The 21,721-nt window shown below is 60.2% G+C and carries 16 protein-coding genes; 6 read left to right on the forward strand and 10 right to left on the reverse strand.

Features of this window, described 5'->3' with window-relative positions; genetic code table 11:
- Positions 1 to 153 precede the first annotated feature (153 nt).
- The 6 genes from pepN to F0169_RS11505 are packed head-to-tail and all read right to left on the reverse strand — an operon-like array spanning position 154 to position 6,668.
- Positions 154 to 2,811: an aminopeptidase N gene (gene pepN, locus F0169_RS11480; RefSeq protein WP_152746595.1), complete on the reverse strand. Its 2,658-nt coding sequence runs from the start codon at positions 2,809 to 2,811 to the stop codon at positions 154 to 156.
- A gap of 12 nt (positions 2,812 to 2,823) precedes the next feature.
- Positions 2,824 to 3,654: a DUF2797 domain-containing protein gene (locus F0169_RS11485; protein ID WP_172979411.1), complete on the reverse strand. Its 831-nt coding sequence runs from the start codon at positions 3,652 to 3,654 to the stop codon at positions 2,824 to 2,826.
- On the reverse strand, positions 3,651 to 3,911 hold the full coding sequence (locus F0169_RS11490; RefSeq protein ID WP_058415014.1) for a YeaC family protein: 261 nt from the start codon (positions 3,909 to 3,911) through the stop codon (positions 3,651 to 3,653). Before F0169_RS11490 ends, F0169_RS11485 begins: the two co-directional genes overlap by 4 nt.
- Positions 3,912 to 3,925: 14 nt before the next feature.
- Positions 3,926 to 4,795 (reverse strand): rhomboid family intramembrane serine protease, encoded by an 870-nt coding sequence (locus F0169_RS11495; protein ID WP_152746596.1) that lies wholly within the window; start codon positions 4,793 to 4,795, stop codon positions 3,926 to 3,928.
- Positions 4,792 to 5,778 (reverse strand): metallophosphoesterase, encoded by a 987-nt coding sequence (locus tag F0169_RS11500; protein WP_122251599.1) that lies wholly within the window; start codon positions 5,776 to 5,778, stop codon positions 4,792 to 4,794. The genes F0169_RS11495 and F0169_RS11500 overlap by 4 nt, the downstream gene beginning before the upstream one ends.
- A complete protein-coding gene (locus F0169_RS11505; RefSeq protein WP_003190745.1) occupies positions 5,778 to 6,668 on the reverse strand; it encodes an NAD(+) kinase in 891 nt (296 codons plus the stop codon). The genes F0169_RS11500 and F0169_RS11505 overlap by 1 nt, the downstream gene beginning before the upstream one ends.
- Positions 6,669 to 6,813: 145 nt before the next feature.
- Between F0169_RS11505 and F0169_RS11510 the strand changes: the two genes are divergently transcribed.
- Complete coding sequence (locus tag F0169_RS11510; protein ID WP_152746605.1) at positions 6,814 to 7,761, forward strand: DUF1853 family protein; 948 nt, start codon at positions 6,814 to 6,816, stop codon at positions 7,759 to 7,761.
- Here F0169_RS11510 and pvdP read toward each other — a convergent pair.
- On the reverse strand, positions 7,754 to 9,373 hold the full coding sequence (pvdP, locus tag F0169_RS11515) for a pyoverdine maturation tyrosinase PvdP (RefSeq protein ID WP_152746597.1): 1,620 nt from the start codon (positions 9,371 to 9,373) through the stop codon (positions 7,754 to 7,756). The two genes, F0169_RS11510 and pvdP, sit on opposite strands and share 8 nt — an antisense overlap.
- Before the next feature lie 153 nt (positions 9,374 to 9,526).
- Here pvdP and pvdM point away from each other — a divergent pair, with 153 nt between their 5' ends.
- From pvdM to pvdO, 3 genes are read left to right on the forward strand one after another with little or no spacing between them, the layout of a single operon-like run.
- Complete coding sequence (pvdM, locus tag F0169_RS11520; protein WP_058415019.1) at positions 9,527 to 10,876, forward strand: pyoverdine-tailoring dipeptidase-like protein PvdM; 1,350 nt, start codon at positions 9,527 to 9,529, stop codon at positions 10,874 to 10,876.
- 18 nt (positions 10,877 to 10,894) lie between these two features.
- The gene (gene pvdN, locus F0169_RS11525) at positions 10,895 to 12,175 is read left to right on the forward strand and encodes a pyoverdine-tailoring periplasmic protein PvdN (protein WP_152746598.1); all 1,281 of its coding nucleotides are present in this window, start codon (positions 10,895 to 10,897) and stop codon (positions 12,173 to 12,175) included.
- Positions 12,176 to 12,207: 32 nt separating this feature from the next.
- Complete coding sequence (pvdO, locus tag F0169_RS11530) at positions 12,208 to 13,080, forward strand: dihydropyoverdine dehydrogenase (RefSeq protein ID WP_152746599.1); 873 nt, start codon at positions 12,208 to 12,210, stop codon at positions 13,078 to 13,080.
- Positions 13,081 to 13,202: 122 nt separating this feature from the next.
- On the opposite strand, the gene F0169_RS11535 is transcribed toward pvdO, so the two are convergent.
- Positions 13,203 to 14,030 (reverse strand): formyl transferase, encoded by an 828-nt coding sequence (locus F0169_RS11535; protein WP_152746600.1) that lies wholly within the window; start codon positions 14,028 to 14,030, stop codon positions 13,203 to 13,205.
- A gap of 199 nt (positions 14,031 to 14,229) precedes the next feature.
- Here F0169_RS11535 and F0169_RS11540 point away from each other — a divergent pair, with 199 nt between their 5' ends.
- Together F0169_RS11540 and F0169_RS11545 are read left to right on the forward strand one after the other, a co-directional pair.
- A complete protein-coding gene (locus tag F0169_RS11540; RefSeq protein WP_099237091.1) occupies positions 14,230 to 15,882 on the forward strand; it encodes a cyclic peptide export ABC transporter in 1,653 nt (550 codons plus the stop codon).
- Positions 15,883 to 16,034: 152 nt separating this feature from the next.
- The gene (locus F0169_RS11545; RefSeq protein WP_421556481.1) at positions 16,035 to 18,431 is read left to right on the forward strand and encodes a TonB-dependent siderophore receptor; all 2,397 of its coding nucleotides are present in this window, start codon (positions 16,035 to 16,037) and stop codon (positions 18,429 to 18,431) included.
- 112 nt (positions 18,432 to 18,543) lie between these two features.
- Here F0169_RS11545 and F0169_RS11550 read toward each other — a convergent pair whose 3' ends face one another.
- A complete protein-coding gene (locus F0169_RS11550; RefSeq protein WP_152746602.1) occupies positions 18,544 to 20,850 on the reverse strand; it encodes a lipase family protein in 2,307 nt (768 codons plus the stop codon).
- Positions 20,847 to 21,641 carry a hypothetical protein gene (locus tag F0169_RS11555; protein WP_152746603.1) on the reverse strand — a complete coding sequence of 265 codons (795 nt, stop codon included), beginning with the start codon at positions 21,639 to 21,641 and terminating at the stop codon, positions 20,847 to 20,849. Before F0169_RS11555 ends, F0169_RS11550 begins: the two co-directional genes overlap by 4 nt.
- Between the last annotated feature and the right edge of the window lie 80 nt (positions 21,642 to 21,721).

Genomic DNA, 21,721 nt, shown 5'->3' on the forward strand with positions numbered 1-21,721 from the left:
CCCGTTTGATATTGATTCGATGATCTGAACCCACACAGAGCGGCGTGGGACGTCATCCATCCAATCAGCGTGGTGGTTTGCGTCTTCATCGCGATGCCGTGAGGAGGCAAAAAAAAAACGGCCTGTTCAGGCCGTTTTTCTCAAACATTTAACTTACGCAAGGCTCTTGCTGACCACCTCAAACACATCGCTCGACAGCTCGCCGGACGCACGAATGCGCTCCAGTTCGGCCTTCATCAACGCCTGCCGCGCGCTGTCGTATTTACGCCAGCGGGTCAGCGGCGCCAACTGGCGCGACGCGATCTGTGGGTTGAAGCCATTGAGCTGGATCACCAGGTCCGCCAGGAAGCGATAGCCCGAGCCATCGGCGGCATGGAAGTTGATCAGATTCTGCCCGGCAAACGCGCCGACCAATGCACGCACCTTGTTCGGGTTTTTGATCGTGAATGCAGGGTGCTGCATCAGCGCTTTGACCCGTTCCAGCCCGCCTGGCAAGGTGCTGCCGGCCTGTACGCTGAACCATTGGTCCATGACCAACGGGTTATCCTTGAAGTTTTCGGCAAACACCGCCAACGCCTGGGCCTTTTCCGCCTCGAACGGCGAATTGACCAGCACCGCCAACGCGGTCAGACGCTCGGTCATGTTGTCGCTGGTGTCGAACTGCTCCAGTGTGGCTGCCAGCACTTCGGGTTTGCCGCTGAGCATCAGGTACGACAGCGCGATGTTCTGCAACGCGCGACGGGCAAAATGCTCAGCCGCTGCCACGTAAGGGGTTTGCTTGGACAGGTCGCGATTGGCCTGGTAGCGCAACCACAGCTCTTCGTGCAGGTTGTCTGCCAGTTGCTTGCGCGCAAACTCACGAGCAGCGTGGATCGCGTCAACATCCGCCACTTCGCTGATTTCGGTGAGGTAGGCTTCACCCGGCAACGAGAGCATTTCGGCGACCATCGCCTGGTCCAGGTTTTGATCGCGGAGCACGCTGCGCAATGCCGTGATCAGTCGCTGGTCAAGCTTCAACGCCTGGCCTTGCTGATGCTGGCCGATCAGTTCCTGCAACACCTGCACCGACAATTGCTGGCCGGCGTCCCAACGGTTGAAGCCGTCGCTGTCGTGCTGCATCAGGAACATCAGTTGATCGCGGTTGTACGGAAAGCTCAGCTTCACCGGCGCCGAGAAGCCACGCAACAGCGAAGGCAACGGCTGTTCGGCGACATCAACAAAGGTGAAGGTCTGCTCGGCGTCGGTCACCGAGATCACTCGCGAGGTGTCGCCAGCGGCCGCTTCACCGGCCAGACGCAAGGCGATGCCAGCGCCCGCAGCGTCCAGCAAGCCCAATGCCACCGGAATCACGAAAGGCAGTTTTTCGACCTTGTCCGGGGTTTCCGGGCAGCTCTGGCGGAAGGTCAGGCTGTAGGTTTTGGCGGCGGCGTCGTAAGACTCGCTGACGGCCAGGCGCGGCGTACCGGCCTGGCTGTACCAGCGTTTGAACTGCGTCAGGTCGGCGCCGTTCGCATCTTCCATGGCCTTGATGAAATCGTCGCACGTCACGGCCTGGCCGTCATGGCGCTCAAAGTACAGGTCGCTGCCTTTGCGGAAGCCTTCGGCGCCGAGCAAGGTGTGAAGCATGCCGACCACTTCGGAGCCCTTTTCATACACGGTCAGGGTGTAGAAGTTGGAAATTTCGATGAAGCTGTCCGGGCGCACAGCGTGAGCCATCGGCCCTGCGTCTTCGGCGAACTGGTGAGTACGCAGGTAGGCCACGTCCTGGATGCGCTTGACCGTGGCGGAGTTCATGTCGGCAGAGAAGCCCGCGTCACGGAACACCGTGAAGCCTTCTTTCAGCGACAGTTGGAACCAGTCGCGGCAGGTCACGCGGTTGCCCGACCAGTTGTGGAAGTATTCGTGCGCGACAATCGCCTCAACCCGCTGGTGCGCGGCGTCGGTGGCGGTTTCGGCGCGGGCCAGCACGGCGCTGGAGTTGAAGATATTCAGGCCCTTGTTTTCCATCGCGCCCATGTTGAAGTCGTTCACCGCGACGATCATGAAGATGTCGAGGTCATACTCGCGGCCGTAGGTTTCTTCGTCCCAGCGCATGGATTTTTTCAGGCTGTTCATCGCGTGCTGGCACTTGTCGATATTCTCTGGCTCGACATAGATGCGCAGCGCCACTTCACGCTGGGTCATGGTGGTGAACGTGTCTTCAACACACCACAAATCACCGGCCACCAGCGCAAACAGGTAAGCAGGCTTTTTGAACGGGTCCTCCCACGTCGCCCAGTGGCGACCGTCTTCACCGGGGCCGCTGGCAATCGGGTTGCCGTTGGACAGCAACACCGGGTAGCGGTGTTGCTCGGCGATCACGGTGGTGGTGAACGTACTCATCACGTCCGGGCGGTCAAGGTAGTAGGTAATCTTGCGAAAACCTTCGGCCTCGCACTGGGTGCAAAACATGCCGCTGGATTTGTACAGGCCTTCCAGTGCGGTGTTGGTTTCCGGGTGGATTTTAACCGTGGTATCGAGGGTGAACGTCGCGCTTGTCGGGTGCACGGTCAGGTGGCTGTCGGTCAACTGATAGTCGTCGGCCGTCAGTTCGTGATCGGCTAGGTTCACGCTGAGCAGCTCAAGCTGCTGGCCGTCCAGCACCAGCGGCGGCAAACCGGCGCCGCGCTCCGGGTTGCGGCGCATCACCAACTGCGCGTGAACCAGGCTGTGGTCCTCGAACAGCTCGAAGGTCAGGTGCGTTTCTTCGATCAGGTAGTCCGGCGCCTGATAGTCCTTCAGGTAAATCATCTTCGGCTGTTCGGTACGCATGTCTTCGTCCTTCTACTGATGCACGGCGAGCTGGTAGGCCGTGTACTTGCGAATGTTGATTACGCCGGTGTCGAAGATCAGGTATTGGCCCTTGATCCCCAGCAGCGTGCCTTCGGCAATCGGGTTCTTGTCCAGGTTGAAGCTGACTATCTTTGTGGGATATTGCTCTACCGGGTAGCGAATTTCGATCGGATCGATGTCGGCAATTGTTTGGATGGCCTGCAGGCCAAAGCGTTCCTGCAAACTCAGCAAGCCTTCGGCGCAGGACGCGAACAGTTCATCGCGCACCTGTTTGAGGTCGACCGACTGCGCATCGCCCTTAAGCAGTGCGCGCCAGTTGGTCTTGTCGGCCACTTGGCTGCGGAACAGGTCTTCGACGAACCCGGATTGCTGACGAGTAGCAACGCGCATGATCGGCAGCGCCTGGCTCGCGCCTTGATCAAGCCAGCGCGTCGGCAACTGAGTAGCACGAGTAATGCCAACCTTAACCCCCGACGAGTTGGCCAAATAGACCACATGGTCAGTCATGCAAAACTGCTCGCCCCAGCCCGGATCACGGCAGGTGCCGGCGTCGTAATGGCAACGCTCGGGGCTCATGATGCACAGGTCACACTGGGCCAGCTTGGTCATGCACGGGTAGCAATAACCCTGGCTGAAACTGGTTTTGGTCTTGCGCCCGCAGTGGCTGCAGTGAATCGCACCCAAAAACTCCAGGCGCACGTGGGTGCCGATCAACGGGTTGACCGGCACCTCGGTGTCGCCCAGACGAAACGCATATTGAACAGTCGGCTGACCCAGTTGCGCCGACATTTTGCTGACTGCACCGCGACCAATTTCAATCAATGGATCGCGTCCGACTTGAACAGAATGTTCGGCACCGGCGCCGATTTGGACGCGCATTCCTGCGGGCCCATGTAGCCGGTGCGCTGCTCTTCCGGCAGGTTCTGCAGTTCCCAGGCGATCATCGCTTGCAAGGATAATTCGCGCTGCTCGGCGGTGAGCTTGCGGCCATCCGACCACTTGCCGATTTCGACGGCGAGCTTGAGGCTCTCGTAGATGTCCGGGGTGATGTTTTCGATCATTTCAACAAAAGAGGACATAAGACTCTTCCTTATCAAATAGCCGCTTTGCGACGGTTATACAGCCCGCCCAGCAAGCCTGTGAGGCAACCGATAACCAACCCGCCGACATGGGCCGCGTTGGCGATTTCGCCGAAACCGATCATCGAGACCAGCCCCGACAGGCACAGCACCAGCCACACCAGCATCATCACCAACACCCCACGGGGCAAGCGATAGGCGGGGTTGGGCGACAATAATTGAAAGATCCAGCAATGCCCGAGCAGGCCATACAACACGCCGGACAAGCCGCCGAAAAGACCGGGACCGCCGTAGGCATATTGAGCGTAATTGGAGACCAGGCTGAATAACAACGTCAGGCCCAGCAAGTTGACACTGCCCTGACGCGCTTCAATGCGCCGGCCAAGCTCCCAGTACCACATGCCGTTCATGGCCAGGTGCAGGATGCCGAAATGGATCAGCATCGGCGTGACCAACCGCCACCACTGCCCCGACGCCAACATGTCGGCGAACGGCGTAAACTGAATGTATTCGCCCATCACCCGGAACGGCAGGAACGTCAGCCAAGCGATGGCTTGCAGGTTTTCACCGAGTAACGTCACCGCGCCGACGATGATGCTCGCCAGCAGCACCAGCGCAGTCACCGGGCTATGCCGCACTTGCTGAACAAAACTCGGCCGTGTGACCGCCGCTTGTTCGGGAATATCCAGTTGCTGGTCCGGGTCTCCGGCGGGAAAGCGCTGGTACAACACGCGCACGTCGTCGCTAATGGTGTCGGGCACCCATAACACTTGCTCGCCAGCCTCTTCGCTGACGCGATGCGGCACTTGCATGCGTTGCAGCAGCTTGACGAAACCCGCCAGGTCGACGCTCAGGGGCAAGCGCAATACGGCCACGGTGCTCATTTTATAACCTCGGGTGCAATGACCTCGGGTCGCTCGACGTCGACCCATACAAATTTACGCGGATCCAGTTGCGTTTCCTGGTCAAGCCGGTAAGCCACCAGCTTGCCGTACAGCACCGCGCTGTAATCCAGGCACGCCAGGTTGTTGCGGATCGGCGCCGGTTTGCCGCTGCGCCAGTAATGGCCGACGAACAACAACGGCTCGTCGACGCCATAGCGCAGCAGCGAATTTTTTTCCGTCGACGACAGCGGCGTGCGCGCCACCGGCTCCGGCAATGCGTCGGGCTGGAAGACAATGTCGCCGTAGGTTTTCGGGTCGTCTTCCCAGAACTTGGTGCGAAAGAACGAGCGCGTCAGGCCATCGCCACCGGTCAGCGTCAAGCCGTCCGGCAGGCGCATGTCGGTGCCGCGCAGCAGCCGGTCGAACGCATTGCAGGCAAAGCTGCCAGGCACGGCGGCGGCCTGCACGAAGTGCTGATCGATGCAGCCATCCGCGAAGGTCGCGCGCAGTGGCGCAATAAAGCCGTCGTCCCAGCAGGCGTGCACCACACGAAAGCGCCCGGCGTCGACAAACAGCGGCATGTCGTAGAACCAGCCGAGGAAGGCTTGCCAGTCAGCCGGGTGCTGTTCGAATTGGCTCAGGGTTTCTTGGATCAACCGCGCATGGCGGGGGTTGTGCTCGCGCACAAATTGCTTGCCACTGCCGGGCGGCGCCGGCGTGCTCCAGCCCAGTGCATTGAACTCGTGGTTCCCCATGATGCACAGCGCCTGACCGGCCTCAGCCATGTCGTGAACAATATGCAACGCCTCGCGAATGCGTGGGCCACGGTCGATAATATCGCCGAGGAACACCGCCATGCGCGACGGGTGCCGCCAGGTGCCGCCCTGCTTGTGGTAGCCCAATTGCTCGAGTAAATGCTCAAGCGTATGAGCGCAACCGTGCACGTCACCAATCAGGTCGTAGCTACGCGCGGGATCGAGCATCAGTCGCCTCCACCCCCCAAGCGGCTGCCCCAGCCCAACTTGGTCCGGCACACTTCGTAGTAATTGTGGTCAAGCGGGTGAATCAGCCGCAGTTTCTGCGCCTTTTTACTCACGGTGATGGTGTCACCGGGCGCGCAGGTGAAATGGTTCTGCCCGTCACAGGAGACTTGCGGGTAGATCTGCATGTCTTTGGACACCACGATTTTCAGCTCACTGTTGCCGTCGACCACGATGGGCCTGCTCGACAACATATGGGGGTACATCGGCACGATCACAATGGCATCCAGCTTGGGGTGCATGATCGGCCCGCCCGCCGACAGCGCGTACGCGGTGGAGCCGGTCGGCGTGGCGACGATCAGGCCGTCGGCCTTTTGGCTGCACACAAACTGGCCGTCGATATACAGCTCGAACTCGATCATCCGCGTGGACTTGCCGGGGTGCAGCACCACGTCATTCAGGGCATCGCCCTGGCCGATCGCTTCGCCATGGCGGCGCACTTCGGCTTGCAGCAGGAAGCGGTTTTCCACCAGATAATGACCATCAAGCACTTTGGCCACTTCGACTTCCAGCTCATCCGGGCGTATATCGGTCAAAAACCCCAGGCTGCCGCGGTTGATCCCGAGCACCGGCACGTTATGCCGCGCCAAGGCCCTGGCCGCGCCGAGCAGGCTGCCGTCGCCGCCGACCACAATGACCATGTCGCAGACCTCGCCGAGCATCTTGCGCGACGAGGTTTGCAGGCCATGGCCCGGCAGGATCTCGGCAATCGTGTCTTCGAGGATCACGTGCAGGTGGCGCTCGAGCAGAAACTTTTTCAGTCGGCGAACGGTGTCCAGCACCTGGGTACTGCCCAGGCGACCGATAATGCCGATATTGCGAAAGTGCTCCATGGGGCTCCTGCGGAAATGGGGTCTGGCCAAAAACAGCGATTATGGGCGAAAGGCCGCCCCAGGCAAAACCCTTTGTCGCCGCAGGGGCTGGATGACAATGGTTCTCAGCCACCCACGCAGCGGTTAAACCGCTATGCTCGCAGGCATGACCGTGTTCGCCGATTTGCATGCCCTGCCCCGCCAACTGCGTCACCCCGAGGTGCGTGATTTGGCGTGGGTGATACTCGCCCCGCCGATGCTCGCGCAAACACCTTGGCCGCAGCGCCATCCGCTGGCCGGCAGCGACTGGGTGCAGGCACCGCATGTTCTGGAACAGTGGTTACGCGCACTCGACCAGGACAGCCGCGCCTTGCAGCAATGGCTGAGCCTGTCGCGCAGCCGACGCCTGGGCGTGTATTACGAGCGGCTGTGGCAATTCGCCGTGCAGCATGCGCCAGGCGTGGAGTTGCTGGCCGCCAACCTGCCGATCCGTCGCGCCGGGCATACCTTGGGCGAGCTGGACATGCTGCTGCGTGATCGCGATGGCGTGCACCATGTGGAGCTCGCGATCAAACTCTACCTCGGCCCGCAGCACGGCGATGGCCAAGACACCGCGCAATGGCTCGGCCCCGGCTGCAATGACCGGCTGGACCGCAAACTGGCGCACCTCACCCAACACCAATTGCCGATGTCGGCGCGCGCGGAAAGCCGCGAAGCCTTGGCGGCACTGGATATTCAGCAGTTCGATGCGCACTTGTGGCTCGGCGGGTACTTGCTGTACCCGTGGCCCGGCGAGGCTGCCGCCCCACACGGCGCGCACCCGCAGCATTTGCGCGGGCGCTGGTTGCATCAGCGTGATTGGCCAGCATTCGCGGCGGGCAGCGCGCCGGGCCGCTGGCAGCCGCTGCCCCGACCTGCGTGGTTGGCACCGGCACATTACGCGCCAAGTGAGCTGTGGAGCGAGGCGCAGATGCAAGCGTGGCTGGCGGCGCTGGAACCGATGGCGCCCGCGCAGTTGTTGGTACGCCTGGTGCAGAACGGCGAGGATTGGCAGGAAGCCGAACGCCTGTTTCTGGTCGCCGACCTTTGGCCGAACGTGCCGGGTATCACTTGAGCTTCAAGTGCCGCGCGTACCACGGCCGCTTCGGCACCCGCTTGAACAACGCCTGCAAACCCTCGTCCTCGGCTGCGAATGTAATCCGCAGCGCGAGCTTCATGGTCTCCGGGTCCATCTCCATCGACCGCCCGATCTGCAACCCCGGCGTGGTGCTGCAGCCATGCGTGTCCGGCCCCAGCCACGGGTCGCCCACTTCCACCCATCGCCCCGGCGCAAACCAGGCCACGCCGTTGAGCTGCAGCCGGCTGACCGCGCCCGGATTAAAGCGCTCGTGGGCACGAAACCAGTCCTCGATGCGGTCATCGATCCAGCCGTGAAAGTGCCAGAACACCGGGTTTACGTGCGATGAAAACGGGTCGCCGAGGAAGTCGTTTTGCGCGGCATACCAACGCGCGGCAAAGTCCGCCGGGTCACGGGCGAAGGGCACCGGGGCGCCGTTGGAAGGGTCACGCGGCACCGAGGCCCAGCGCATGTGCAGCCAGTCGTGCAGGCCCAGCTCCATTTCCGAGCCTAACTGGCCCAAGGTTAATTTGGCCAAGTAGCGCGGGTCGCGGTATTGCGACTCCCATACTTGAAAGTTGCTGTGGTAGGTCTCGGCCGCCTTGATGTCGCTGACCCACTGGGTGTAGTCGCCATCCTCCGGCGCCGACCACGCGGGCGGCAGCGCAAAGCCGTCATGGTTATCGAAGTAACGCACAAAACCCTGACGGTCGCGCTCCAGCGCCGGCTGCGGTTGGGGAAATTGCGGCCACGACGGCAAGTCTTGCATCGAACGCGCTGTGCCGAGCATGTGCCGGTGCATAAAAAAGAAGTCGATACCCGAACCGTTGCGGTCTTTATGCTTGCCCCGGGCATCCCGCTCCTGGCCGCGCGGCCCGGGCTGCCAGCCGATGCCGCGCAGGGCCTCGCGTTTTTCTTCAGAGAGCTTGTGCCATTGGTCACGCGTGGCATGCCAGAGCTGATGAAACAGCCGGTGTTCGGGGGCGATCAGCCAGGCCAGCAGCGTCGGATTGAGGCCGATACGCTCACGCGCTTCGGGAAACACGTGCTTGTGGGCGACAACGCGGTTGTCGAGCTCGGTCAGGGCCAAGGGTCGGTCGAGGTCGAAAATCTGCCCGCTGAGGGTGCCGCTGCCGGCATTGCCGAAGTCGGCCCAGACTTCGTCGAGGCTCATTTTGAATTCATACGCCGGTGCGCCGCCGGGCGCATCGCGGTCGATCAGGCGCCAGTAGAGCAACGCGCCCTCGCCCGTCAGCAGGTCGCCGAGTACGCGGTAGCGCGGCTCACCGTCGGCGCGCAGGTTGGCGGCGGTGTCCAGATAACCGCGCAGGCCACGGCCACGCGGGGCGATGTCGAGCAGCAGCTCCAGGCCTTGCAGCGGCAAGCCTTTAAGGCCGGCATCGCGGCCTAACAGGCGCAGGCTCCACACGCCACGCAGGGTGTTCGCCAGGTGCTGGCCGGTGGTGTCGGCCAGATCCACCGTGGCTTCGCCCGGAGTGACCGGGAACTCTTGTTCACGCGTCAGCTCGCGATGGGCATAAAAAGCCGCCGGCACGGCAGCGCCTGTCAGCGCCAGGCCTGCGATGAACCCACGTCGAGAGATGGTCATTATTTACCTTAGGAAACGCCTTGATCAGAGCTAGAACGTTGGCGCCGCCGATAAATTTACCGGCGTGCCTGCTGTGCCTGATGCCGCACCTAAATTTCGCCGCCCATCGCTCGTTCTTCCTCAGAGCAAAAGCCTCAACTGACTGAGATGGCAATGACAAAACCACGTTCGAAAAAGGCGCTGTTCATCGGCCTGCCATTGGCATTGGCCATCGGCGCCGGGGCTGGCTGGCTGGTCTGGGACCATTGGTTTCGCGGCAATGCCGGCTACCCGCTGGAGGTGATCAAGCAGGCCAACGAAATGCAGGACCGCTTGCTGTCATTCGACAGCCATATCACCGTGCCCATGGACTTCGGTACGGCTGGCAACGAGGCCGATAAAGATGGCAGCGGCCAGTTCGACTTGGCCAAGGCGGCACGCGGGCGCTTGTCGGGGGCAGCCCTGACGATTTTCGGCTGGCCGGAAATCTGGAACGGCGCCAACGCGCCGCACAAGCCCACCGACGGCTTTGTCGAAGAGGCCCGCCATGAGCAAGAGGTGCGCTACACGATCATCTCCGGCATGGTGCGCGACTTCCCCAACCAAGTGGGCATCGCCTACACCCCAGACGACTTCAGGCGCCTGCACGGCGAGGGCAAGTTTGCGATATTTATCAGCATGCTCAATGCCTACCCGCTGGGCAACGACCTGGACCAGCTCGACCTGTGGACCGCGCGCGGCATGCGCATGTTCGGTTTCAGTTACATCGGCAACAACGCCTGGTCGGACTCGTCGCGCCCCTTGCCGTTTTTCAATGATTCGACCGATGCCCTCGAAGGCCTGTCGCCCATCGGCCAGCAAGCGGTGCAGCGCCTGAATGACCTCGGGGTGATCATCGACGTTTCGCAAATGTCGACCAAGGCGCTGGAGCAAGTCGCGCAGTTGAGCCGCACGCCAATGGTCGCGTCGCACTCGGCGCCGCGCGCCTCGGTGGACATCCCGCGCAACCTCAGCGACAAAGAATTGCAACTGATCAAGAACAGCGGCGGCGTGGTGCAGGTGGTGGCCTTCCCGGCCTATTTGCGCCCGCTGAGCCAGCCCACCCAAGACAAACTCAACGTGCTGCGTGCGCGTTTTGATTTGCCGCCGCTGCCGAACCTGGCCATGGCCTTGATGCCCGGCGACGCGATCATTGCCGCCTGGCCGGAGCAAAAATTCGGCGAGTACGCACAGGGGCTGTACGGCATTCTTGAAGAAGAGCCCAAGGCCAGCCTCAAGGATTGGGGTGATGCCATCGACTACACCGTGCGCAAGATCGGTATCGATCACGTCGGCATCTCGTCGGACTTCAACGACGGCGGCGGCATTCAGGGTTGGGAGAACGTCGGCGAGGTGCGCAACGTCACCGCCGAGCTGATCCAGCGTGGCTACTCCGAAGCAGACATCGCCAAGCTGTGGGGCGGCAACTTCCTGCGGGTGTGGGACCAGGTACAAAAAGCCGCCAAGCCATTGGCTAACCGCTGACTCGCTGGAAGCCCGTTGATGACCGACCGCCGTACATTTCTCAAACAGGCAGGGGTATTCGCCGCCAGCCTGCCGTTGGGCGCAGCCCTCGTGCCGCAGACCATGGCCGCTAAACCTGCGCCCGCGACGAACGACCCATTGACGGGTTTCAAGCAACTGTTCAACCAGGACCCGGACTACCTGCACTTCTCCAACTTTCTGGTGGCTTCGCACCCCAAGCCGGTGCGCGAGGCGATTGAGCGCTATCGCCAGCAGATCGACCGCAACCCTGGGCTGGCGATGGACTGGGGCCTTGAGGAAACCTGGAAACGTGAAGGCCAGGTGCGTGAGTGGGCCGGTCGCTATTTAAACGCGCAGCCGCCGCAAATCGCCCTCACCGGCAGCACCTCCGAAGGTTTGGCGATGATTTATGGCGGGATCAAGCTGCGGCCTGATCAGGAAATCCTCACCACGGTGCATGAGCACTATGCGACCCAAAACGTGCTGGATTTTCGCGTGCTCAAGCAAGGCACCCAGGTGCGCCGGATCAGCTTGTTCGAACAGGCTAGCCGTGTCTCTGCCGACGAAATCCTCGGCAACATCAAGCGCAATATCCGCCCCACTACCCGCGTGCTGGGCATGACGTGGGTGCAGTCCGGCAGTGGCGTGAAGCTGCCCATTGGCGAGATCGGCAAGCTGGTAGAAGAACAGAACCGCAACCGCGATGACAACGACCGCATCCTGTATGTGGTGGATGGCGTGCACGGCTTCGGCGTGGAAAACCTCGATTTTCCGGCCATGCACTGCGACTTCTTTATTGCCGGCACGCATAAATGGATGTTCGGCCCGCGCGGCACCGGCCTGGTGTGCGCGCGTGACGCCGAGAACAAATACGTGACGCCGATGGTGCCGACGTTTTCCGAGGACACCAATTTCGCCACCACCATGACCCCTGGCGGCTACCACGCGTTCGAGCATCGCTGGGCGGCGGATGAGGCGTTCAAGTTGCACCTGCAAGTCGGCAAGGCGCAGGTGCAGGCCCGTATTCATTCGCTGAACACCGAGCTGAAAGAGCAGTTGCTGGCGCACCCGCAGGTTGAGCTGGTGACACCGCGCAGCCCCGACCTGTCGGCCGGTTTCAGCTTCTTTCGGGTCAACGGCCGGGACAGCGAAGCGGTGGTGGCCCACATGATGAAAAACCGCGTGGTGATCGACGCGGTGGACCGCGATGTCGGCCCGGTGATCCGCACCTCGCCCGGCCTGCTTAACAGCCCGGATGAGATCCAGCGCTTCATGACCTTGTTGACGGCGCAGTTGTGACACGCCCTTTTTTCTTTGAACGAGATGCCCACATGAAACCATCCCGACTCAAACCCTTGACAGCCCTGGCGCTGACCGCGCTGTGCGGTGCACTGCTGCCACAGTTTGCACAGGCCGCCGTGCCACAACCGGGCAAAGTTTTCAAGGACTGCAAGGACTGCCCGGAAATGGTGGTGCTGCCCGCCGGCACCTTCACCATGGGCACCCCGGAAGACGAAGTCGGCCGCGAACCCGACGAAGGCCCGATGCATGCGGTGACCTTCGCCAAGGCGTTTGCGATGAGCCGCTTTCAGATCACTGCGGGCGAATGGGACAGCTATATCCGCCAGACCGGCGTGAAGATCGCCGATGGCGACACCCGCCCCGGCCGCGAATGCATCGCCAGCAAGCCGCGCTACCCGCAAGGGCCGCGTCAGCCTGCGGTGTGCATGGACATGGACGACATCAAGCAGTACGTGGCGTGGCTGTCGAAAAAGACCGGCCAGCACTATCAGATGGTCAGCGAAGCCCAGCGTGAGTACGCGGCGCGCGCCGGGACCAGTGGGCCGTTCCCGTTCCCGTTTGATGCGGGCAAGGGTTACAGCATCGCCGAGCATGCCAATACTTATGGGCCGGCGGATGGCTACAGTTATTCCTCGCCGGTGGGCAGTTACGCGCCGAACGCGTTTGGCCTGTACGACATGCATGGCAATGTGTATGAGCGGGTAGCTGATTGTGAGCATCCAAACTACATCGGCGCGCCGACTGACGGCAGCGCCTGGATGGAGCCCAAGTGTGAGAGTTATCAGATTCGCGGCAATGATTGGGGCGAGGCGCCGGTGTTTTCGCGTTCGGGCAACCGCAATAATATCTACCCGCAGACCCGCGGGGACTGGATCGGCTTTCGTGTAGTGCGCGATCTCTAAGACCGGCACCGTCCAAACTGTGGGAGCGGGCTTGCTCGCGAATGCGCTGTGTCAGTCACCCTATGCCTCGACTGATGCGCGCCTTCGCAAGCAAGCCCGCCCGACAATTGACCCTGCTTGTTTTAGTGCTTGCGAGCCAGCAATTCCAGCCCTTCATGCAACGCGGGAAACAGGCTGTTATTGAAGTTGTTCCAGCGCAGTTCAAGAATCGTGTCTTGCGGCGAAATCTCGGTGTTGAGCACATCGTGGAACACTTCGCCAGAGTCGATACCGTTATCCACATAGTGGAACGATGCACCGGTCAAATACACCGGCTCCGACGGCGTCGTCGCCTTGGTCGCCCAATCCACCACCGTTTGCCCACGCGCGCCATACAGCGCATTCCAGGTGGCATATGCCCCGCGGCGCTCATAAGGCGACTCGATCCGGGTAATGCCCGGGTGAATGTTCATGATCCTCCGCGCAAACGGCGCCCCTGGCCGCACCAGCTCATCCAGAATCACCAGCAAACCATCCAGCACCACGATGTCGGCCTTCAACTCCACCAACGTATCGTGCAGGCGCCGCTCAAAATCCTGCTTGCCGGCGATATGCGCAGCGCTGCCGCGCGGCAGGCGACGGTAGGTCGACGGCACACTCAGCAACAGGTCATTGACCCGCTGGCCCTGCACCTGCAAATCCGCCGGGTACAGCCACTGGCGGCCGGGCCTGCAGGCAAAGCCGTAGTCGGCCACCAACTGCTGGTCACGCGGGTTCTGTTCATCATCGTCGTACACCACGCCAACCAGGTTATAGGCGTCGCCCAGCGGCGTCTCGTTCAGCGACCCCACCAGAAATTCCAGCACCGACTTCATGTAGCGCTCGTGGTCCTTGTAGGCCACCGGCTGCCCGGCCTTGTCGGCGGCGGCATTTCTCAGGGACCAGACATACACCAGGTTCTTTTTCGTCATTGTTTCGCTCTCGCTGAATGAACTGCGCGCTGCGTCGATACGCGTGCGCCTACAGCACAAGAACGAACCAAACCCTCGGCAATTTATGCCGCGCCACTGCCGTCGGGCACAGCGCGCTAAATACTCGCGGCAGCACTTCGTTTGTCATGGGTAAGGGTCTGTGTGCCCAGCCCCTCTTTTCACTCTCCGGGAAGTATTTATGACCGACCCCAAGCGCGGCGCCTTTAATGGTCTGCTCGCATTGCTCAGACCCTTCCGTACCCTCGTGACGATCTCCGTCGCATTGGGCATGGTCGGAGGCCTGGCTATCACCTTGCTGCTGGCCACCATCAATAATGCCCTGCATTCGGCCAACGGCATGACCCAAGGCGTGGTGCTGACCTTTGCGGCGCTGTGTGTGCTGGCACTGCTCAGTTCGATCATTTCGGACATCGGCACCAACTACGTCGGGCAACGCATCATCGCTGCCTTGCGCAAAGACCTTGGCGAAAAGGTGCTGTCGGCGCCCATCGGGCAAATTGAGCGTTACCGCTCGCACCGCTTGATCCCGGTGCTGACGCATGACGTCGACACCATCAGCGATTTTTCCTTCGCCTTTACGCCGCTGGCCATCGCCGCCACGGTCACCCTCGGCTGCCTGGGTTACCTGGCCTACCTGTCGGTGCCGATGTTCTTGATGATGGTGGTGGCGATTATTATCGGCAGCGCCGTGCAGTTTATCGCTGGCGGCAAGGGCATCCAGGGCTTCGACCAGGCGCGCAGCCACGAAGATGAACTGCAGCGTTACTACAACGCGATCGCTTCCGGCGCCAAGGAATTGCGCATGCACCGGCCACGGCGCTTTCGCATGAACACCCACCGCATCCAGGAAACCGCCGACCTGATCAGCGACATTCAGGTGCGCTCGGTCAACATCTACATCCTCGCCAAGACCTTCGGCTCGATGCTGTTCTTCGTGGTGATCGGCCTGGCGCTGGCGATGCAGGCCTACAAGCCGAACCCGGACCCGACCGTGATCACCGGTTTCGTGCTGGTGCTGCTGTACATGAAAGGCCCGCTGGAACACTTGCTCGGCTATTTGCCGGTGGTGGGTAAAGCCAAGATCGCCTTTGGCCGGATCAGCGAGTTGTCGCAGCGCTTCTCGTCCCCCGAACCGCACCTGCTGATGGATGACAGCGAAGCGCCAACACCGCTGGTCAACAGCCTCGAACTGCGTGGCGTGAGCTACAGCCCACCGGCAGTGGAAGGCAGCGAGTCGTTCCACCTGGGGCCGATCAACCTGAGCATCAAGCAAGGCGATATCGTGTTTATCGTCGGCGAAAACGGCAGCGGAAAAACCACCCTGATCAAGCTGCTGCTGGGCTTGTACACGCCTCAGGCGGGTGAAATTCGTCTCAACGGCGAGGCCGTGACCGACCCTGAGCGCGACGATTACCGCCAACTGTTCACCACAATCTTTTCCGACTATTACCTGTTCGACGACCTGGTACAGGGCAGCGCCACCCAGTCCCTGGACAGCGCCGCCAAATACCTGGAACGCCTGGAAATCGCGCACAAGGTCAGCGTGAAGGACGGCGTGTTCAGCACCACCGACTTGTCCACCGGCCAACGCAAGCGCCTGGCATTGGTCAATGCATGGCTCGAAGAACGCCCGGTGCTGGTGTTTGACGAATGGGCCGCCGACCAGGACCCGGCCTTCCGCCGCATCTTCTACACCGAGCTGTTGCCGGACCTCAAGCGGCTGGGCAAAACCATCATCGTGATCAGCCACGACGACCGTTATTTCGACATCGCCGACCAGTTGGTGCGCCTGCGTGCCGGCCAGGTGGTGCACGAGATGGAGCCCGCCTGAAATTTCTTTTCCGGTTTTGCCAGGTAGGAACGTCTCACTAGTGGTAATGAGAACTAAACTCAATAAACACCCATAGCAGCCCACTTAACATAGAAGAGAAAGCATCCATGCCAGCAAGACTCGGTCTCAGCCCTCTAAGCAAAGCGCTATCCATGCGCCGGGCCCTGAACATCAACCTGTCTGCGAGCGGTCTGGTCCTGGCGCTGTCGCTGCCGGTGGCAGGCTATGCACAGGCGCAGGAGATCGAGCTGGATATTCCCGCGCAGTCGCTGGGGAGCGCGCTGCAGGAATTCGGTCGTCAGACCAACGTGCAGGTGCTGTATGCGCCGGGTGATGTGCAGGGCAAGAACAGCCGCGCGGTCAAGGGCAAGATGGCGCCGCAGCAGGCCATTGATACCTTGCTGGGTGGCACTGAAACGACCCACAGCCTCAGCGGCAACGCGCTGACCGTGACCGCCGCCGGCGCTTTCTCCGGGGTGGAACTGAGCCCGACTCAGGTGACTGGAAACGTATTGGGCAACATTACCGAAGATTCCGGCTCCTATACGCCGGGCACCGTTGCCACGGCCACACGCCTGACCCTGACGCCTCGGCAAACCCCGCAATCGATCACGGTGATTACCCGCCAGCACATCGAAGACTTCGGCCTCAATAACGTTGATGACGTGATGCGCAACACGCCGGGCATCACCGTATCGGCCTATGACACCGACCGCACCAACTACTATTCGCGGGGTTTCTCGGTCAACAGCTTCCAGTACGATGGCATCCCGTCCACCGTGCGCAACGTCGGCTATTCGGCCGGCAACACCCTGAGTGACATGGCCATCTACGACCGTGTCGAAGTACTCAAGGGCTCAACCGGCCTGCTTAACGGTGCCGGTTCGCTGGGCGCGACCATCAACCTGGTTCGCAAAAAGCCAACCTCGGCGTTCAAGGGCCATGTACAACTGGGCGCGGGCTCGTGGGACAACTACCGCAGCGAAGTCGATGTCAGCGGCCCGTTGACCGACAGCGGTAATGTACGCGGCCGCGCGGTGGCTGCGTATCAAGACAAAAACTCGTTCATGGACCACTACTCGCGCAAGACGGAAACCTACTACGGCATCACCGAATTCGACCTGTCGCCCGACACCATGCTGACCGTCGGCTTCGACTACCAGGACAACACACCGAAAGGCTCCAGTTGGTCCGGTGCCTTCCCGTTGGTGAAGTACGACGGCAGCATCAACAAGATGCCGCGCTCCTACAACAACGGCACCAGCTGGAGTTCATGGGAGCAAAACACCCGCACCGCCTTTGCCATGCTCGAGCATGACCTGGGCGACGGCTGGGTCACCAAGTTCCAACTCGACCACAAGATCAACAGCTACCACGCCGACCTCGGCTCTATCCAGTTCGTGCAGCCGGCAGCCGATGGCACCGCAGAGATCAATGGGCAGAAGTACACCGGCGAGACCAAAAGCACCTCGGCCGACCTGTATGCAACCGGGCCTTTCAGCCTGTTCGGCCGCGACCATGAACTGGTGGTGGGCGGTTCGATCGGCACCTCGCGCTGGCAGGGCAAGGGTTATTGGTCGCCGGAATGGCCAGATGGCAACAAGGTGGATTTCTACAACTGGAACGGCGCTATCAGCAAGCCGATTTATGGCCCGGCCCAACAGTACAACGACGACACCATTCGCCAGACCGGCTACTACGTGACCACGCGTTTGAACGTGATGGATGACCTCAACGTGATTCTCGGCGGCCGTGTCGCCAACTACCACGTCACCGGTAACAACCCGTCATACAAGGAAACCGGCCGGTTTATTCCTTATGCGGGTGTGATCTACGACCTTAACGACAACTTCTCGCTGTACACCAGCTATACCGATATTTTCCAACCGCAGGAAAGTACTTACAAAGACCGCAACGAAACGCTGCTGGAGCCGGACGAAGGGCAAAACTATGAGTTCGGCCTCAAGGGCGAGTTCTTTGAAGGCCGCCTGAACACCAGCCTTGCGTATTTCGAGGTGCATGAAACCAATCGCGCTATACCCGACGACGCCTACAACAACCAAACTCCGGCGCCGCAAAACTATGCGTTCAAGGGGTCCAAGGCTGTCACCAAAGGCTACGAAGCGGAAATCTCCGGGGAATTGAGCCCAGGCTGGCAAGTGCAGGGTGGTTACACGCACAAGATCGTACGCGACGAAGACAACAAAAAAATCTCCACCTTCGAGCCGGAGCATCAGGTCAACCTGAACACCACCTACAAGCTCAAGGGCAACCTCGACCAGTTCACCATCGGTGGCGGCGTGCGCTGGCAGAGCAAGGGCTGGTACGAGATCTATAACTCGCCGCTCGACAAAAACCAGGACATCACCCAGAAATCCTACTGGGTGGTGGACCTGTTGACCCGCTACCAGATCACCAAGAACCTCTCGGCGACGGTCAACGTCAACAACATCTTTGACACGAACTACTACACCAACGTGGGCTTCTATAACTCGGCCGCCTACGGTGAGCCGCGTAACGTAATGTTCAGCACCCGCTGGGACTTCTGACCTGATGCAGTGATCGCCCCGGCGGTCAAGTTAAAGCCCGATGAAGGCCTCGCCTTCATCGGGCTTTAACACGCGACTGGTGCAACGCTCAGCAGGAATGAGTGCAATAGGGCTAGGTGAACGAATCAATATCGAGCGTGTAGGGCGCACCAGGCACAAAGGCTCCGGTAATGGCGGCTATCGCCCGCTCATTGTCTTCGGCCGACGGAGGAGCCATTGCCAGTTGTTCTTCGGTGCTGTTCTGCGGGTGCGCGTTCCAGCGAGGCAAGTCGTTCTCTATCAGTTCGCGGGTGCCGGCGAACACACCATACACGTGGGCTTCGGTGACTCGCTCACGTCGTAAGGAACACAGGCGCGTGCGTGTTGCCAGTATGTTGTCTGCTTCCTTCTGAAGCGCATCGATAATTCCGGCGCTACCACTTCTATAGCGTTCAGGCCTTGCAGCATGCCGCATCTCAAGGTCGAGAATTTGCCGCTTGGCATTCTTCAATGACTCATCCACTTGGTAGAACTCATCGTCAGTCACCAACGAACGATTGGACAGGTGCGCTTGCTGCCAGCGACGCAGGCTGGCCCAGCAGTTTGGAATGTAGCTATGCACCATTTTGTGGTCGGCATTATCAATCACTTGCCGCAGGAATGAACCGCGATCCGGCAAGCCGTCTATAGCCTTTAACGCGACAGCGCAGCCGTGGTCGTTGATGGTGCTGCAACCCGGCTTCCAGAGCAGCGAGGACTTGAGGCGGGCGCTAAAGTAGACCGGCATGAAGTGGCGCAGCGTACCGTGGTGAGTGAAGGGTTCACCGGTCATGTTAATCATGCCCAGTGCAAACCACGACAAGCCCAGCGTAGGGTTCACTACCGTCACGACGCCTTGTCCGGCGTACTGGCGCTGGGTGGACGTGTTCATCCAGGTCGATGGCACGCTGGGCACCGGATCGTTTTGGTTGACGATGCGGTGGTGGGTCAGGGGCTTGGCTGCTTCTACGAAGGTGCTGTCACCGGCGCGTGGGGCGCCGTAGGTGTAGAGCACAATGTCATAAGTGAACCCCGGTCGATTTCGCAGCATTTCAGACACTATCAGCGCAATTGCACCGCCCAGACTGTGCCCGGTAATGACCAGCTTTTGTCCGCTGTAAAACTTGTCCAGATAACGCGCCACGAAACGGTACGCCACTTGGGCTGCACCATAAAATCCGTTATGCACCTTGCCCGCCCCTTGCTCAAAGGGCACTTGATTGGCGTCCATATCGCGCAGCGCATCATCCACGCTGGCGGTGCCGCGTATCGAGATCAGAATCAGCGCGTCGTGGTGAGTGATGAAGGCTTGAGTGTCAGTACCCTCCTCATCTTTGCTGTCATCAAGACAGTGGATGTTTGCCGGGTTTTCCTGTTTTTCACCCAAGTTAGGGTTATTCACTTCCCAATACAGTTCGGGGTCAAAGGGTACGACCTCCAGACGCTTGGAGTACGGCACTTCCTCGTACAAAGGGTAATAGGTTTTCCCGCCAGCCTGCGCCGCATCCACCTGCCAAAGCTCTTCAAACTTTGCGAGCGCGTCAGCAAACCAATTACCAATACTCGGCTGCAGCGGAAAACTTACGGTGTCGGTTTCTACCGGATGAGCGCTGGGGTGTTGCGCAAAGTCGCTGTAACTCAGTGTCGACATCAGCGCCAGTTGGTAGAGGTTAAGCGCGCAAAAATCATTGCTCGGCGAAAGCATGGGCCGTAGCGCGCGCAGTGGGCGCACCTCCAGCACGGTGTGCTGGTCCGGCATCAGGGCAACGCCCCTTGGCGGGCGTGAAGACAGCGTAAACCCTGGCCCTGACATGGCCAAATCGTACTGCGTGGCACCAGTGCTATTGCCGCCCTGTTTGAACTTGAAGTTTCTTACCTCGGATTCCCGCCGGAAGAGCGAAAATACATGAGGGTTGGGTGGAAAATGACGCGCCACTATGGGTGGCAGGTGCGCCCAGTGGTCAACCAGCTCACGCACTTCAACCTGGTAGAAGGTGTTTGCGTTGCTCTGGGCCGGATTGGTATGTGTGCGGGCGCCAGATTTATTGAGAAAGCGGGTTTTCTCGGCGCATACTTGGAGTTCAGTGATGGGTAGCGGGTAGTGCTTACGGCTCACTAGCTCACTGTAATGATCGTTACTTCCTTGATAGAGCTGATTTAGTTTCAGCACCACAGGGCCACTGTAGTGGTTCTCCACTTTGCCGAAGCCGTTGGCATCCAGTTTGCCGTTGTAAACCACATCCTCGTAGTCGATGACCACATACGCCAAACCGGCATAGGGTTTGCCGTCGCCCAGTTCATCCACTAACTGGAAACTGGTCGAGTGCCCGCGTACCGGGCAGGCATGAATACGGCCGCTGAAGAACGCTTTGTCACTGTCTTCCAGGGTTGGGAGGCTCATGGGGTTACCTCTTTGTTTTCGGTACAGCCTGGATAAATAGTGCAACTGCGGCCGTCCGGCATTTTGAAACTGCTGAAGTCTGTGTAATTGCCGTAACAAAACGCATGTTGATCTTCAAATCCCTTGCCCATACAACGCTTCCAGCCTCCAGGTACATGGACCCAGGTATCACCCATGTAAGGTTCTTCCTCATCAGCCAGCTTGATGTTCAGCTTCACGGTTTTACCCGGTAGCTGATCGAGGGTGTATGCGGCAAACGGACGACCTTTAGTGACATTGCCTTGTGCGTCGGTGCTTTTGCAGTAGAGTATTTTTACAATGCGACGTAAGCCTCCAGAGGTCCGAAAAAACCACTGGCACTGTCCGGAAAACTGGCTTTCGCCAGCGGCGTTGAAGGCGCTCTTATCGCGAGGATCAATATAATCCCGTACGGCGATAAACCCGGAATCACCGCCGAAATCACCGATGTCTTTCCAGTACGTCGCATTGATCTCAAGCTCTATGCTGTTAATAATCAACTCACAGTCTTTACGGATGCGGCGTATTTCAATCTGCGCATCAGGCATGTATTCAGTACGCCATTCGCGGTTGAACTGCTTTCTCAAGTTGTCACGCCTACCGAGGTTGCAGGATTGTCCGGGAACGGGCACGTAGCTCACGGAGGCGACATAGGCAAACCCCGGAGGCAAGTCAGCGGTGAACGTGAAGGTGTTGGACTTTTCGCTGGCAGAGCAGCCCACGCTCAGGGCCAGGCAACTGCCCAGGACTAAATGGCGCATGACGGGTTTCATACGGGGGCATCTCCCTGCCGATACAGTGTTTTCCTGATAAACCCGGTCAACGTGCACTTGCGGGTTGGGGCACAAACAAG

Origin of the sequence: Pseudomonas kitaguniensis (assembly GCF_009296165.1) — a bacterium.
In the GTDB taxonomy this organism is placed as follows: Bacteria; Pseudomonadota; Gammaproteobacteria; order Pseudomonadales; family Pseudomonadaceae; genus Aquipseudomonas; species Aquipseudomonas kitaguniensis.